At 73.9% G+C, this 13,544-nt stretch carries 14 protein-coding genes and 1 pseudogene; 10 read left to right on the top strand and 5 right to left on the bottom strand.

Annotation, left to right across the window (positions count from 1 at the left end; genetic code table 11):
- Positions 1-7: 7 nt before the first annotated feature.
- Entirely contained in the window at positions 8-607 is a 600-nt protein-coding gene (locus ACLFMI_RS01220; protein ID WP_410945808.1) for an HIT family protein, read from the bottom strand.
- 87 nt (positions 608-694) lie between these two features.
- Entirely contained in the window at positions 695-2,743 is a 2,049-nt protein-coding gene (gene thrS, locus ACLFMI_RS01215) for a threonine--tRNA ligase (protein ID WP_410945807.1), read from the bottom strand.
- A 203-nt stretch (positions 2,744-2,946) separates the two neighbouring features.
- Here thrS and ACLFMI_RS01210 point away from each other — a divergent pair, with 203 nt between their 5' ends.
- The 3 genes from ACLFMI_RS01210 (at position 2,947) to ACLFMI_RS01200 (ending at position 7,386) form a co-directional block, all read left to right on the top strand.
- Positions 2,947-3,321, top strand: coding sequence for a nuclear transport factor 2 family protein (locus ACLFMI_RS01210; RefSeq protein ID WP_410945806.1), 375 nt, complete (start codon positions 2,947-2,949; stop codon positions 3,319-3,321).
- Positions 3,322-4,436: 1,115 nt separating this feature from the next.
- Complete coding sequence (locus ACLFMI_RS01205; RefSeq protein ID WP_410945805.1) at positions 4,437-7,073, top strand: transglycosylase domain-containing protein; 2,637 nt, start codon at positions 4,437-4,439, stop codon at positions 7,071-7,073.
- Between the two features lie 100 nt (positions 7,074-7,173).
- Positions 7,174-7,386 (top strand): hypothetical protein, encoded by a 213-nt coding sequence (locus ACLFMI_RS01200; RefSeq protein ID WP_410945804.1) that lies wholly within the window; start codon positions 7,174-7,176, stop codon positions 7,384-7,386.
- Between the two features lie 13 nt (positions 7,387-7,399).
- Here ACLFMI_RS01200 and ACLFMI_RS01195 read toward each other — a convergent pair whose 3' ends face one another.
- Positions 7,400-8,302, bottom strand: coding sequence for a LysR family transcriptional regulator ArgP (locus ACLFMI_RS01195; RefSeq protein WP_410945803.1), 903 nt, complete (start codon positions 8,300-8,302; stop codon positions 7,400-7,402).
- Between the two features lie 100 nt (positions 8,303-8,402).
- Here ACLFMI_RS01195 and ACLFMI_RS01190 point away from each other — a divergent pair.
- The 5 genes and pseudogenes from ACLFMI_RS01190 to ACLFMI_RS01170 form a co-directional block, all read left to right on the top strand.
- Positions 8,403-8,945, top strand: a pseudogene (locus ACLFMI_RS01190) (LysE/ArgO family amino acid transporter); the annotation flags it as partial.
- Positions 8,946-8,991: 46 nt separating this feature from the next.
- Positions 8,992-9,645: a helix-turn-helix domain-containing protein gene (locus tag ACLFMI_RS01185; RefSeq protein WP_410945802.1), complete on the top strand. Its 654-nt coding sequence runs from the start codon at positions 8,992-8,994 to the stop codon at positions 9,643-9,645.
- A 2-nt stretch (positions 9,646-9,647) separates the two neighbouring features.
- Positions 9,648-10,031, top strand: a complete 384-nt coding sequence (locus tag ACLFMI_RS01180; protein ID WP_410945937.1) for a VOC family protein — start codon at positions 9,648-9,650, stop codon at positions 10,029-10,031.
- Positions 10,028-10,426 (top strand): MmcQ/YjbR family DNA-binding protein, encoded by a 399-nt coding sequence (locus tag ACLFMI_RS01175; protein WP_410945801.1) that lies wholly within the window; start codon positions 10,028-10,030, stop codon positions 10,424-10,426. Before ACLFMI_RS01180 ends, ACLFMI_RS01175 begins: the two co-directional genes overlap by 4 nt.
- A gap of 32 nt (positions 10,427-10,458) precedes the next feature.
- Positions 10,459-11,226, top strand: a complete 768-nt coding sequence (locus ACLFMI_RS01170) for an alpha/beta fold hydrolase (protein ID WP_410945800.1) — start codon at positions 10,459-10,461, stop codon at positions 11,224-11,226.
- A gap of 31 nt (positions 11,227-11,257) precedes the next feature.
- Here the strand turns inward: ACLFMI_RS01170 and ACLFMI_RS01165 are convergent, their stop codons facing one another.
- Positions 11,258-11,695, bottom strand: a complete 438-nt coding sequence (locus ACLFMI_RS01165) for a TIGR03668 family PPOX class F420-dependent oxidoreductase (protein WP_410945799.1) — start codon at positions 11,693-11,695, stop codon at positions 11,258-11,260.
- Between the two features lie 3 nt (positions 11,696-11,698).
- Positions 11,699-12,583 carry an SMP-30/gluconolactonase/LRE family protein gene (locus tag ACLFMI_RS01160; RefSeq protein ID WP_410945798.1) on the bottom strand — a complete coding sequence of 295 codons (885 nt, stop codon included), beginning with the start codon at positions 12,581-12,583 and terminating at the stop codon, positions 11,699-11,701.
- Between the two features lie 123 nt (positions 12,584-12,706).
- Here ACLFMI_RS01160 and ACLFMI_RS01155 point away from each other — a divergent pair, with 123 nt between their 5' ends.
- Both ACLFMI_RS01155 and ACLFMI_RS01150 read left to right on the top strand, forming a co-directional pair.
- Positions 12,707-13,057 (top strand): ArsR/SmtB family transcription factor, encoded by a 351-nt coding sequence (locus tag ACLFMI_RS01155; RefSeq protein WP_410945797.1) that lies wholly within the window; start codon positions 12,707-12,709, stop codon positions 13,055-13,057.
- A complete protein-coding gene (locus ACLFMI_RS01150; RefSeq protein WP_410945796.1) occupies positions 13,054-13,536 on the top strand; it encodes an SRPBCC family protein in 483 nt (160 codons plus the stop codon). The genes ACLFMI_RS01155 and ACLFMI_RS01150 overlap by 4 nt, the downstream gene beginning before the upstream one ends.
- Positions 13,537-13,544: the final 8 nt, after the last annotated feature.

Below are 13,544 nucleotides of genomic sequence, written 5' to 3'. Positions count from 1 at the left end.
ACCCAGCCTAGACCGATCGCGGGCCCCCGGTCCGTGGCGGCTCCCACGCCGCCGCGAGCTGTGCGCGGGTCTCCGCGAGCAGCTGCGGGATGACCTTCGTCTGCCCGACGACCGCGATGAAGTTCGCGTCCCCGCCCCAGCGCGGCACGACGTGCTGGTGCAGGTGCTCGGCCAACGACCCGCCCGCCACCTGCCCCAGGTTCAGGCCCACGTTGAACGCGTGCGGTGCGGCGACCTTCTTCATCGTCAGCACCGCCTGGCGGGTGAAGCCCATCAGCTCCGCGGACTCGGAGTCGGTGAGCTCCTCCAGCTCGGCGACGTGCCGGTAGGGCAGCACCATCAGGTGCCCGGGGTTGTACGGGTGCAGGTTGAGCAGCGCGAACACCTCGTCGCCGCGGGCGATGACCAGGTTCTCCTCGTCCGGGTCGGTGCCGCCGGAGCCCGGGTAGCCGTCGCCGATCACGTCACCGCGGGCGATCCGGCAGAACGGGCAGCCGGTGTCGACCGCCCCCTTGATGTAGGCGAGCCGGTGCGGGGTCCACAGCCGGGCGAACCCGTCGGGCGTCCCGACCCCGTCCTGCGGCACCCACTCCGGCTCCTGCTGCACGACGTTGGATCCTAGGGGTCGGTGAACGGGGCTCGGGCGGGCGCCGGTGGGGGGCGGTCGGTCCGGGGTCGCTCGGGCAGGCGGCGGTCAGGCCGGGAGGAAGGACTCCGCGTCCGGTGAGGTGTTGTTCCGCGAGCCGACCCACGCCGCGATCGACTCGACGGCCTCCTGCACCGGGACACCGTTGCGCTGCGACCCGTCCCGGAACCGGAAGCTGACCGCCCCCGCCTCGACGTCCCGGGCACCGGCGAGCAGCAGGAACGGCACCTTCTGCAGGGTGTGCGTGCGGATCTTCTTCTGCATCCGGTCGTCGCCCGCGTCGACCTCGACCCGGATCCCCTTCGCGCGCAGCGCGGACGCGATCTCCCGGACGGCCGGTTCCTGGTCGTGGGTGACCGGGATGCCGACCACCTGGACCGGCGCCAGCCAGGCCGGGAACGCGCCGGCGTAGTGCTCGGTCAGCACGCCGAAGAACCGCTCGATCGAGCCGAACAGCGCGCGGTGGATCATGACCGGTCGCTGCCGGGACCCGTCGGACGCGGTGTAGGACAGCTCGAACCGGTCCGGCAGCATCATGTCGACCTGGATGGTCGACATCTGCCAGTGCCTGCCGATCGCGTCACGGGCCTGCACGGAGATCTTCGGTGCGTAGAACGCGGCGCCACCCGGGTCGTCCTTGAGCTCCAGGCCGAAGCTCTCCGCGGCCTCGCGCAGCGCCCGGGTGGCCTCGGCCCACGCCTCGTCCGAGCCGATCGACTTCTCCGGGTTGCGGGTGGAGAGCTCGAGGTAGAAGTCGTCCAGGCCGTAGTCGCGCAGCAGGTCGAGCACGAACTGCAGCAGCGAGGCGATCTCGTCGCCCATCTGCTCGCGGGTGCAGTAGATGTGCGCGTCGTCCTGGGTGAAGCCGCGGGCCCGGGTCAGCCCGTGCACCACGCCGGACTTCTCGTAGCGGTAGACGGTGCCGAACTCGAACAGCCGAAGTGGCAGCTCCCGGTACGACCGCCCGCGCGACCGGAAGATCAGGTTGTGCATCGGGCAGTTCATCGGCTTGAGGTAGTAGTCGACGGCCGCCCGCTTGAGGTTGCCCTCGGCGTCGCGCTCCTCGTCGAGCTGCATGGGCGGGTACATGCCATCGGCGTACCAGTCGAGGTGCCCGGACAGCTCGAACAGCTGGCCCTTGGTCGCATGCGGCGAGTAGACGAACTCGTAGCCGGCCTCGGCGTGCCGCTCGCGGGAGAGGTCCTCCAGCTCCTTGCGGACGACGCCGCCCTTCGGGTGGAAGACCGCGAGGCCGGAGCCGACCTCGTCCGGGAAGCTGAACAGGTCCAGCTCGGCGCCCAGCCGGCGGTGGTCCCGGCGCTCGGCCTCGGCGATGCGCTCGAGGTAGGCGTCCTGCGCCTCCGGCGACTCCCACGCGGTGCCGTAGATCCGCTGCAGCTGCGCGTTGCGCTGGTCGCCGCGCCAGTAGGCGGCGGCGGAGCGGGTCAGGGTGAACGCCGGGATGAACTTCGTGGTCGGCAGGTGCGGGCCGCGGCAGAGGTCGGACCAGACCACGTCGCCGGTGTGCGCGTGCACGTTGTCGTAGACGGTCAGCTCGCCGGACGCGTCGACCTCCATGACCTCGTCGTCGTCGGAGCCCTTGAGGTCGATCAGCTCGAGCTTGTACGGCTCCCCGGCCAGCTCCTTGCGCGCCTCGTCCTTGCCCGCGTAGCGGCGGCGGGCGAACCGCTGCCCGGACTTGACGATCTTCTTCATCGCCGACTCGATCTTCTTCAGATCCTCGGGGGTGAAGGGGGTGTCGACGTCGAAGTCGTAGTAGAAGCCGTCGGTGACCGGCGGCCCGATGCCCAGCTTCGCCTTCGGGAAGAGCTGCTGGACGGCCTGCGCGAGCACGTGTGCCGCCGAGTGCCGGATGACGCTGCGACCATCCTCGGTGTTCGCGCCGATCGCGACGACCTCCGCGTCGGCCTCCGGGGCCCAGGCCAGGTCGCGCAGCGTCCCCTCGGCGTCCCGGACGACGACGATCGCCTCGGGTCCGCTGGTCGGCAGGCCGCCCTCCCGGACACGCGCGCCGGCGGTCGTCCCGGCCGGCACCCGGATCGGGGCGGACGCGGGCGGTGCGGGCGGTGCGGACACGGTGCGGCCTCCAGGGCTGTCACGGGTGGTGGGACTCCACGAGGAGCGCCGTCGATGCTAGTCGGGCACCTCGACCGGTTTCCGCGGGCCGTGCGCCCCAGGGACCTGCGCGGAGTCCGCTCACCCGGTGAGCGGGCTCCGGGCCGACAACCCCGGCGACCGATGCGCCGGTGCACAGCTGTGATCGGTCATCATCACCATCCATGACCGATGATCTCGCCGCCCGGTTCCGGGCGGCCGTGGAGGCCGGGGACGTCGGCGCCGCCGTGGCCCTGTGCAGTGACGACGTCGAGTTCCGCTCACCGGTGGTGCACCGGCCCTACCGGGGCCGGGAGGCGCTGCGGCAGATCCTCGGCGCGGTGCTCACCGTGTTCTCGGACTTCCGGTACGTCGCCGGGTACGACGGCGAGCACGGTCACGTCCTGGAGTTCACCGCCCGCGTCGGGGACCGCGACTGCCAGGGGATCGACCTGATCCGCGGGGCGGACGGTCGGGTGCACGAGCTGACCGTGATGGTCCGTCCACTCTCCGCGGCCGAGGCGCTGCGAGACCGGATGGCTCCACTGCTCGGCGGCTGAACGGCGCCGCTCGGCTACAACCGGACGGCCGCCCGACCCGCAGCAGGTGGCACGTCGTCGCACCGGGACGGCCGTTGCGCGACGCGATGATCCACTGGGCGGCTGCCGGCCCCGGGCACGGGCACGATGGGCGCCGCGGTGGTCGCTCCCCGACCGGCGACGGTCACGCGCCGCCGCGCACCCCCGGCGACGTGCCGACATTCGAGTGACGTCGATCGGGTGGGCACACCGTGATGACTCCTCGTGTCGTTGAGGGGTCGAGCACCCGCGCGTGCGACGACGACAGCAGCCGGCTTCCGCCGGCCGGACCGGGAGAGGAGAGGCGGTTGACCGGAGGTCCGCCCCCACCCCCGCCGCGGTCCCGGCGCGACGCCGACGGGTACGGACCGGAGGACCGGTATCGCTCGGGCGGTGCGGTCCGGACCGAGGAGCGCCCCTCCGGCCGGCACAGCAGCGACCAGGTCGCCCGGGAGGAGGCCGGTCGGGAGCCCCGGCACGGATCGGCGGAGGCACCCGCCGGACGCCGGCCCGCACCCGGTCGTGGCGAGCACCCCTCCGGGCCGACCGCGCGACCCGGTGACGGTGCCCCCGCGGCCCGCTCGCCGGTGCCCCGGCGCTCGAACGGCGCCGACGGCGCTTCCGGTTCCGGCCGCGGTTCCGACCCCGGCCGCGGTCCCGGCTCCAGCGGCGGCGGGGCCAACGGCGGCGGTGTCGGGAACGGCACGCAGGGCACGACCGGGGTCGGCATGCGGGTGCGCGGTGGCACGGTGCCCCGATCGCCCGACGGGCCCGCCGGGCCGCCGTCTCCCGGCACGGCCGCGCCGCCGCCCGGCGGTCCGGCCGCACCCGCGTCCGGCGGTCCGGCCGCGTCCCCGCGAGGTGGCTCTGCCGCACCGCCCCCCGGTGGTCCGGCCGCGCCACCGCGGGGTGGCCCCGCCGCACCTCCGCCCGCCGCACCTCGGCCCGCCGGCCCGTCGCGCGGTGCCCCGGCCGCGCCGCCGGCCGGTCCGACAGGGCCGCCCGGCGCCTCCGGCCCCGTGCGCCGGCCGGTCGGGCCCGGCCGACCCGAGGATGCGCCGACGCCGTCCGGGGAGACGGCGCGGCCCTCCGGTGGCGTGCGCCGGCCCGAAGGGCCACCCCCCACCACGCCTCCCGGCCCGGCGGCGCAGAACGCGACCCCGGCCCGGCCCACCGGTGCCGGCCCGGTCAGCCCGAACGGCCCGGCGCAGAACGGCCCGGCCCAGAACCGACCCGCGGGGTACGGCACCGCGGCACGCGGCACCACCGCGGGACCGGCCGCGACCGGTGCCACCCAGGCCGGGACGCCGGCGGCTGCCGCGTCCCGGACCGTCCCGACACCGCCCGCATCGCGCACCGGTCGTCGTCGCAAGCCCGAACCGGAGGGCGCGACCCGGGTCGCGCCCCTCCCGGCCGACGAGGAGCAGCCCGACGCCCCGTCCGGCGCCGGCGAGCCGACCGCCCTCACCGACGCGAGCGAGATCCCCGGCATCCCGCACCGCCGGCACCGCGCCGAGCCGGAGGGCCGGCTGCAGAAGGTGACCGCCCTCGTCGCACCCGGCATCGAGACCGTCCGCACGAAGCTCGGGATCCTGGACGCCGAGCAGAAGGCCGCGCTGACCCCCGGCGAACTCAAGGCCCGCCGGCGCAAGCAGATCCGCTGGTCACTGATCGGCAGCGCGGCCTCGGTCGTGCTGCTGCCATTGCTGCTGCTCGGGCTCGGGTGGCTGATGTTCCCCGTGCCGACGCCCGAGGACGCGGTCAACAACCAGATCGCGACGGTCTCCTACACCGACGGCGGCCAGCTCGCGCGCCTGGTGCCCGAGCAGGGCAACCGGATCAAGGTGCCGATGGAGCAGATCCCGGTGCACGTGCGCGAGGCCGTGCTCGCGGCCGAGGACCGGACGTTCTACTCGAACCCCGGCTTCGACATCACCGGTATCATGCGCGCCGCATTCAAGCAGGTCACCGGGGGTGCCGGCGGTGGTTCGACGATCACCCAGCAGTACGTCAAGAACACCCTGGTCGGCGACGACGCGACCTACTGGCGCAAGTACAAGGAACTGATCGTCTCGCTGAAGGTGTCCCAGGAGAAGTCGAAGGACGAGATCCTCAACGACTACCTGAACGCGATCTACTTCGGCCGCGGCGCCTACGGCATCGAGTCCGCAGGCCTCGCCTACTTCGGCAAGCCCGCCGCGGAGCTGACACCCAGCGAGGCCGCGCTGCTCGCCGGAGTGATCCAGTCGCCGTCCAACTGGGATCCGGCCAACGACGCGGCGAAGGCCCAGGCACGCTGGAACTTCGTGATGGACGGGATGCTCCAGCAGGGCTGGATCACCCGTGACGAGCGGACCACGGCCCGGTTCCCGGCGACGGTCCCGTCCGAGAACACCTCCCGGTCGTCGTCCTTGACCGACGAGCGCGGGCACATCCTCAACGCCGTCCGGTCGGAGCTGTCGTCACTGGGGATCTCGGAGCAGGCGTTCGCGCAGGGCGGGCTGCAGATCTCCACGACGATCGACCCGCAGCGCCAGCAACAGCTCGTCGACGCCGTCCGCGCCGAGATGGAGGGGCAGCCCGACGTGCTGCGCTCGGCCGCCGTCGCGATGGACCCGAACACCGGCAGCATCGTCGGCTACTACGGCGGCGACAACGGCGCCGGCCTGGACTATGCCCAGGTCATGAAGCAGCCCGGGTCGACGTTCAAGCCGTTCGCGGTGCTCGCCGGGTTGCTGGCGGACCCTCCGATCGGGATCGGCACCGAGTACGACGGCTCGGAGCGGGACGGGCTGCGCAACGCCGATGGCGCGAACTGCCCGAGCTGCGACCTCAAGCAGGCGATGACGATCTCCAACAACGTGATCTTCACGAAGCTCGCCGCCGAGGTCGGCCCGCAGAACGTCGCCGACGCCGCCCGGCTGGCCGGGATCACCGCGCCGCTGGAGAGCCCGGACCGCCGCCTCCCGCTGGGCAACAAGGAGGTCACCCCGATCCAGCTGGCCTCGGCGTACGCGACGATCGCCGACGGCGGCGTCTGGCACGCCCCGCACATGGTCTCCAAGGTCGTCGACTCCGAGGGCCGGGTGCTCTACGAGTACTCGCCCGGCGAGGGTGAACAGCGGTTCCCGGAGCAGGTGGCCCGCAACGTCACCGAGGCGATGCTCGGCGTCGTCTCGCACGACGAGCTGGACCTGCCCTCCGGCCAGGAGGCGGCAGGCAAGACCGGCACCGTGCAGTCCCGGTTCGAGGGCCAGAACAACGACGCCTGGTTCGCCGGTTTCACCCCCGACCTGGTCAGCACCGTCTGGGTCGGCACCGACCGCAACGACCCGATCCAGGACGCCCGCGGCAACCCGATCAACGGCAGCGACCTGCCCGGCGACGTCTGGCAGGAGTTCATGTCCACCGCGGTGCGCAGTGTCGGCGACACCGTCGAGTTCGATCCGTTCCGGGCGATCGGCGAGAGCCCGTCCGAGGCCCCGCCGAACGCGCCCACCGAGACCTCGACCCCGTCCCCGACGTCGACTCCGAGCACCCCGACCCCGGAACGGAGCGCCCCGCCGGCCGAGCCGCCGCCGTCCGGCCCCCCGCCGGAGTCCTCGGCGCCGCCGCCTCCGGTGGAGGAGCCGTCGCTCACCCCCGAGCGCTCCGCGGACCCGCTCAGCACACCGGACGAGGACGCCCCGGGTGAGGACGCCGGCCGCGATCCGGACGAGCCGACCTTCGGCTGAGCCCGAGGCTGAGGTCCCGCCCCGGTCGTTCCGCGGACATGCGGTGACGGCACCGTGACGGAGCCTGCCCGGACCGGGCGGTCCGGGCTACCGTGGCGCGGTGACCGGAACCCAGCACTTCGAGGTGGTGGCCTGGCGAGCGGACCGCAGGCTGACCCTCTACGTGCCGGGCATCGAGGCGTCCACCACCGTCGACGACCCGCGGACCGCGGAGGACGCCGTGCGCGACCTCATCGCCGACCTCACCGGCGTCGACCGGCAGGCGATCACCTGCGACATCCGCCTCGGGAGACCCTGGCGGTCCGGCATCTGAGCACCCTGCCCGGTCACCGGCGGGCGGGCGGCTGGAGGAAGCGGGCGGCCACCTCGCGTACCGACGCGGTGAGCGCGTCCAGCACCGGGGTCCGGAGCCGCCAGTGCTGCCAGTACAGCGGGACGTCGAGGTACCGGTCGTCGGCCAGCGACACCACCGAACCGTCCCGGGCCGGGCCGTCTGTGAACATCCCCCAGCCCAGGCCGGACCGCACGGCGTCGTGGAAGCCGTCGGCGGCGGGGACCCGATGCGCAGGCCCGGTGCACGGCCGGTACGTGACCTGCCGGACGAACCGGGTCTGCAGCCGGTCCTTGGGCCCGAAGTCCACCCGCGGCGCCGCCGGGAACGCCGCGGCCGGGTCCCGGCCGGCGAACCAGCGCGCGTGCACCGACGGCGCCGCGACCGGCCGGTACCGGGTCGCCCCGATCGGCTCGGCCGCGCACCCCTGCACGGGTTCCGGCGCGGTCGTCACGGCCCCGACGACGGCCCCGTCGCGCAGCAGCGCCGCGGTGTGCTCCTCGTCGTCGACGTGCAGGTCCAGGCGGGCGTCGTACTGCTCGGCGATCGGGACGACGGCGTCGAGGAACCAGCCGGTGACCGAGTCGGCGTTCACCGCGATCGGGAGGTGCGGGCCGTGCCCGGCCCCTGCCGCACCCGTGCCGCTCTCGCCGAACGCCCGCTCGACGTCCGCCTCGAGCAGCGCGATCTGGCGGGCCAGCCGCAGCAGCGCCCGCCCGGACTCGGTCGCGGTGCACGGCCGGGACCGGCGCACCAGCACCTGTCCGGCCTGCCGTTCCAGGGCTCGGATCCGCTGCGAGACCGCGGACGGCGTGACGTGCAGCCGGGTGGCCGCCGCCTCGAACCCGCCCTCCGCGACGACGACGCTCAGCGTGGCCAGCCGGTCCCGGTCGTACATGAAGCCATACTAATGCTCCCGTAGGAACATGAACTGGTCACCGTGATCGGAGCTGCCTACCGTCGTCGTCGTGAGCGTGCTGGCGGGGTTCGGGACGGGCATGTCGTTGATCGCGGCGATCGGCGCGCAGAACGCGTTCGTGCTGCGCCAGGGGCTGCGCAGGGAACACGTGCCGGCCGTGGTGGCGTTCTGCGCGCTCGCCGACCTGGTGCTGGTGACGGCGGCCGTGGCCGGGGTCGGGCTGGTGCTCGCCCGGGCGCCCGGCCTGCTGGAGGTCGTGCGGTGGGGCGGGATCGCCTACCTGGTCGGGTACGCGCTGCTCGCGGTGCGCCGTGCCGTGCGCCCGGGCGTGCTCGCCGCCGACGCGCGCGGTTCGGGGCGCGCGCTCGTCCCGGTGCTCGGGAGCGCGGCCGCGCTGACCTTCCTGAACCCGCACATGCTGCTCGACCTGCTGGTCCTCGGCTCGCTGGCGGCCGCGCACGGCGAGAGTCGCTGGCTCTTCGCGGCCGGGGTGGTCACGGCCAGCGTGACCTGGTTCGCCGGCCTGGGGTTCGGCGCGACCCGGCTGTCCGGGCTGTTCGCCCGCCCGCTCGCCTGGCGGCTGCTCGACGCCGGGGTCGCCGCCGTCATGTTGACACTCGCCGCGACACTGGCGCCGGGAGGCGCTGCGCGCGGCAGAATCGGCCCGCATGGAGACGGCGTCGGCGTTCGTCGGTGGGATGAGCGAGACCTGGGTGCTCACCGAGTTCACCGGCCCGCAGGCCGGGGTGCAGGTGGATCTGAGCCCGCCCGGGATGTACACGCTGCTCGGCCGGGCGCTGCCCACCGGCGCGGTGCCGGTGCTCGACGAGCTGGAGGACCCCGTGCTGGCCGCGCTGCCCGACCGGCTGGCCGTGACGTCCACATGGGAGTCGCGGTTCGCGCTGGTCAGCGAGCTGCTCGCGGCCCGGATACTGAACGAGCGGGCGCGTCGGTCGGATCCCGAGGTGGCGTTCGCGTGGTCCCGGCTGGCGGCCAGGGACGGGGCGGTGCCGGTCCGCGAGCTCGCCGCCGAGACCGGCTGGAGCCGGCGGCACCTGCTGACCCGGTTCCGCGGCCAGATCGGCCTGGGGCCGGCGTCGGCGGGACGGGTGCTGCGCTTCGCCCGGGCGTCCCGGCTGGTCATGACGACCGGGGCCGGGCTCGGCGAGGTCGCGGCGACCTGCGGCTACGCCGACCAGCCACACATGGTCCGGGAGTTCCACGCCCTGGCCGGGACGACGCCGTCGCGGTTCCGGGCGGAGTGGGCGGCCCAGTTCCCCTCCGTACAAGACGCGCCGCCCCCGCCGCGCCAGGATCGGTGACCATGGGCATCCACACGACACTGCGCTACGACGATCCGCGCGGCGCGATCGAGTTCCTGACCGGCGCGCTCGGGTTCCGCGAGCTGCACTGCTACACCGACGACGACGGCACGATCGTGCACGCCGAGCTGGCCTGGGACGACGGCGACGACATCGCGGTGCTCGCCCTCGGTGCCCGCAAGGGCCCCGACGACCGGTTCGACACCGGCCGGGCCGTGCTCTACCTGACCTGCGACGACCCGGACGCGATCCACGACCGCGCGGTGGCCGCCGGCGCGCCGGTCCTCATGGGACTCACCGAGCAGGACTACGGATCGCGGGAGTTCGCCGTCACCGACCCGGAGGGCAACGTGTGGTCGCTGGGCACGTACAAGGTGGGTGGATGAGCGAGCTCGCGCGGCACCCGGACCCGGCCGACCCGCTGCCCTGGCTGCGGGCGATCTGCCTGTCCCTGCCCGAGGTGACCGAGAAGCTCAGCCACGGCTCGCCGTCCTGGTTCCTGCGGAGGATGTTCGCCTCCTACGACCACTTCCACCACGGCGCCGAGCACATCTCGGTGTGGTGCGCGGCGCCGCCGGGGGCGCAGGAGGAGCTGGTCGCCGAGGATCCGGCCCGGTTCTTCCGTCCGCCCTACGTCGGGCACCGTGGCTGGCTCGGCGTCGTGCTGGACGGCACCGGCGACGGCGCCGCGGATCGCGACGAGCTCACCGAGATCCTCACCGACGCCTACCGCACCGTGGCACCGAGGACCCTGCTCAGCCGGCTGGACGGCACCCGCTGAGCCCGGCCCGTTCCGCGGCTACGATCCGGGGCGTGCCGGCGACCACCCCGACCCTGCTCGAGCTGGACGGCCTCCGCATCGAGTACGACGACATCCCGGGCGACCCCGAGCGCGCTCCGCTGCTCTTCCTGCACGAGGGACTGGGCTCGGTGGGTCTGTGGCGCGCGTTCCACCGGCGGATCGCCCAGGAGTCCGGCCGGCGCACCGTCGCCTACTCCCGGCTCGGGCACGGTCGCTCGGACCGCCCGGCCGCCCCGCGGACCCCGGCGTTCATGGCCGACGAGGCCGCGACCGTCGTGCCGGCGTTGTGCGCGCAGCTGGAGCTGGACGCGCCGGTACTCGTCGGGCACTCCGACGGCGGCACGATCGCGCTGCTCGCGGCGGCCGGTCTCCCGGTCACCGGGGTCGTCGTGCTGGCCCCGCACGTGCTCGTCGAGGAGTTCGCGCTGACCGCCATCCGGGCGGCCCGCGAGGCGTTCGAGTCCGGCGAGCTGCGCACCCGGATGGCCCGCCACCACGACGACCCGGACGCCGCGTTCCGCGGCTGGAACGGCATGTGGCTCGATCCGGCGTTCCGGGACTGGGACGTCCGGGACCGGCTCGGCGGGATCACCGCCCCGGTGCTCGGGATCCAGGGCGACGACGACCCGTACGGCAGCTCCGTGCACGTCCGGTCGGTCGCCGAGCGTGCGGCGGGCCCGGTGCGGCTGGTCGAGCTGGGCTGCGGGCACTCGCCGCACCTGGAGCTGCCGGACGACACCGCCACCGCGATCACGGGGTTCCTCGCGGAGCTGCCCTGACGCCGGATGGTGGTCCCGGGCTGCGTCCGGCTCAGCCTGGTGATCGGCCCGCGGTCCAGCCCGTCCACCGGGTCGGGGTGAGGACGAGCACCGGCCCGTCCGGCGGCTGCTCCCGGTAGGGGGTGTACTTCGCGACCAACGCCGCGACGGCCCGGTCCCGGAGGTCGCCGTCGTCGTGCACGGCGGCCTCGGCGTCCAGGCGCACCCACCACAGCTGCGACCAGTCGTCGTCGTAGTGGTCGGCGAGCAGGCCGACGCGCGGGTCGGCGTCGATGTCGCGGAGACGGGCCAGCTTCGTGTGCCGTTTCGGTTTCACCCGGTCGACCGCGGACACCACCAGCCCGTCGAGGAGCGCGAACGTGATCGGGACCAGCCGCGGGGTGCCGTCGGTGTTGCGGATCGTGGCCAGCCGCGCGACCGGTGCCGCGGCGAGCAGGTCGCGGGCGGCGGGCTCGTCCAGGGACGGCACGGTTCAGGCCGCCGGCACGGTCACCCGTGCCGCCAGCAGCGCGGCGAGCCGGGTGTCCCGGCGCTCGTGCTCGGCGAACCCGGGCGCGGTGCACAGGAACAGGGTCCGGCCGTCGTCGCCGCCGAGCTGGCAGGCGTAGCAGCCGACGTCACCGGTGGACACCTCGTCGGTGATCTCGCCGCCGGGCCGCACCCGCACCGCCCGGTTGCCGTTCGCGTCGGCGACCCAGATCGCGCCCTCGACGTCGGCGACCGAGACGCCGTCCGGGGCCACGCTCACCTCGGACATGGCGGCGAGCGGGTCGGTGGACGCCGGAACGTCACCGAACCGGGCCCAGTCGCGGCGCTCCCCCAGCGTCCCGTCCGGGCCGACGTCGAACGCCGAGATCCGGTTCCCGAAGGTCTCCGCGACGAGCAGCGCGCCGCCGGTCAGCGCTGGCCCGTTCGCGAAGTGCAGCGGCTCGCTCGCGACGGACACCACCCCGTCCGGGCCGACCCGCAGCAGCGGCGCCGCCGCCCGGGCGGCACCGTTCATCAGGTCGAACCCGAAGCTGCCCACCCAGAGGCCCCCGCCCCCGTCGACGATCATGTCGTTCAGCACGTGCTCGGCGTGCGCCGACAGGTCGGCGTGCGGGACCAGCGCGCCGTCCGCCTCCCGGCGCAGGATCCGCCGGTCCCGCATCGAGACGACCAGCAGCCGGCCGTCCGGCAGCCGGCCCAGCCCGGAGGGCTGCCCCGGCACCTCGGCCTCGGTCCGCAGGTCGGACCCGTCGGGCCGGGCCGAGAGCACCCGGTGGGTGTAGAAGTCGCTGACCCAGATCCGCCCGTCGTACCAGCGCGGCCCCTCCAGGAACGACAATTCGTCCAGCACCGTCGACAGCTCCGACATGACGATCAGTCTCCCGCCCGGGGCGAGCCGCCGCCACCCCGCTCGATCAACCTATGGGTTGAATACGGCCCCGCCCTCCGCTAGCATTTACTCAACCGAAAGGTTGAACAAGGAGGGAAACACGTGGAGGACCGGCTCTCGAAGGTGTTCGCCGCGCTGGCGGACCCGATGCGTCGCGACATGGTGGCCCGACTGGCCGCCGACGACGCGACGGTGAACGAGCTCGCCGAGCCCTACGACGTCTCGCTGCAGGCCGTGTCCAAGCACATCAAGGTGCTCGCCGACGCCGGGCTGGTCCGGCGCAGCCGGGAGGCCCAGCGCCGCCCGGTGCATCTCGAGGCGGAGGTGTTCGACCTCATGACGGCCTGGATCGAGCGGTACCGGCGGCAGGCAGAGGAGCGCTACCGGCGCCTCGACGACCTGCTCGCCGCCGAGGACCCAGCACGTGACGACACCCAGGGAGCAGCATCATGAGCACCACGACCCACGAGACCACCATCGCGGCCGTTCCGGACCTGCCGATCATCCGGATCACCCGGGAGTTCGACGCCCCGCCCGAGCGGGTCTTCGACGCGCACGTCGACGTCGAGAAGGTGCGGCGCTGGCTCGGCCCGCGCCGGCTCACCATGACCGTGCAGCGCTGGGACGCCGAGACGGGCGGCGGCTACCGCTACACGCACACCGACGACGACGGCGAGTACCGCTTCTTCGGCTCGTTCCACGAGGTCCGGCCGGCCGAGCGGATCGTGCAGACCTTCACGTTCGAGGGCTTCCCGGACGGCGTGTGCCTGGAGACGATGACATTCGAGGCGCTCGAGGGTGGCCGTACCCGGCTGGTCGGGACCTCGCTGTGCGAGTCGATCGAGGCCCGGGACGCGATGCTCGCCTCGGGCATGGAGGTCGGGGTGAACGAGGGCTACGAGCAGCTCGACGAGCTGCTGGCCGGTTCCTGAGCCGGACG

It is taken from the genome of Pseudonocardia nantongensis (genome assembly GCF_046546495.1).
Lineage (GTDB): Bacteria > Actinomycetota > Actinomycetes > Mycobacteriales > Pseudonocardiaceae > Pseudonocardia > Pseudonocardia nantongensis.
This window is presented reverse-complemented; position numbering and strand designations above follow the sequence as displayed.

Excerpts from the sequence above, each read along its gene's own strand:
- ACLFMI_RS01210 (WP_410945806.1), top strand. The coding sequence starts at position 2,947 with ATGACCGATGATCTCGCCGCCCGGTTCCGGGCGGCCGTGGAGGCCGGG.
- ACLFMI_RS01195 (WP_410945803.1), bottom strand. The coding sequence starts at position 8,302 with ATGTACGACCGGGACCGGCTGGCCACGCTGAGCGTCGTCGTCGCGGAG.
- ACLFMI_RS01185 (WP_410945802.1), top strand. The coding sequence starts at position 8,992 with ATGGAGACGGCGTCGGCGTTCGTCGGTGGGATGAGCGAGACCTGGGTG.
- ACLFMI_RS01180 (WP_410945937.1), top strand. The coding sequence starts at position 9,648 with ATGGGCATCCACACGACACTGCGCTACGACGATCCGCGCGGCGCGATC.
- ACLFMI_RS01175 (WP_410945801.1), top strand. The coding sequence starts at position 10,028 with ATGAGCGAGCTCGCGCGGCACCCGGACCCGGCCGACCCGCTGCCCTGG.
- ACLFMI_RS01160 (WP_410945798.1), bottom strand. The coding sequence starts at position 12,583 with ATGTCGGAGCTGTCGACGGTGCTGGACGAATTGTCGTTCCTGGAGGGG.
- ACLFMI_RS01150 (WP_410945796.1), top strand. The coding sequence starts at position 13,054 with ATGAGCACCACGACCCACGAGACCACCATCGCGGCCGTTCCGGACCTG.